Raw genomic sequence first — 501 nt, 5'->3', positions numbered from 1 at the left:
AAACCGGGGTTTTGAATGTAACTTAATTACACTTAAGTTACATTCAGTTTCAAGATCTTTACTATACAAAACAGGATCAAATAAAAAAGTTATCGAAACAAGGTCTTTCCCCTACAGCTTCTTAAAAACAGATTAGATTGAGTTCTTATACAAGTACTATATCTCCTTTTTTTGTACTTTTATAAAAGAAATTGTGAAAACGATAATAGCTAGTATCAAGAAAAAAACGCCAATAGCTATGGGTATATATATAAATCCATTAATCATGCTTCCAGATGTTGTCCATGATGCAGCACCCGAAGGTCTCGAAAAAACTGTGGCAACTGATTCCCCGTTTACACCTAGTATTAAAGCTAAAACACCTAAACAAAAGAAAACTATAAATAATTTGAATGAATCTAAAAAGCTATTTTTCACATAAATCCCCCTTCTTATTTGTCCTTAATGACTTTTTGAATGTAACTTAATTCACAATAAGTTACATTCGTACTTGTGGTTTTA

Annotated in this window: 1 protein-coding gene; it reads right to left on the bottom strand. The window is 30.5% G+C overall.

The features are described 5' to 3' along the window. Positions 1 to 156 precede the first annotated feature (156 nt). On the bottom strand, positions 157 to 417 hold the full coding sequence (locus KW93_RS01675) for a hypothetical protein (protein ID WP_052131415.1): 261 nt from the start codon (positions 415 to 417) through the stop codon (positions 157 to 159). Positions 418 to 501: the final 84 nt, after the last annotated feature.

The organism is Planococcus sp. CAU13, from assembly GCF_000775575.1.
Lineage (GTDB): Bacteria > Bacillota > Bacilli > Bacillales_A > Planococcaceae > Planococcus.
This window is presented reverse-complemented; position numbering and strand designations above follow the sequence as displayed.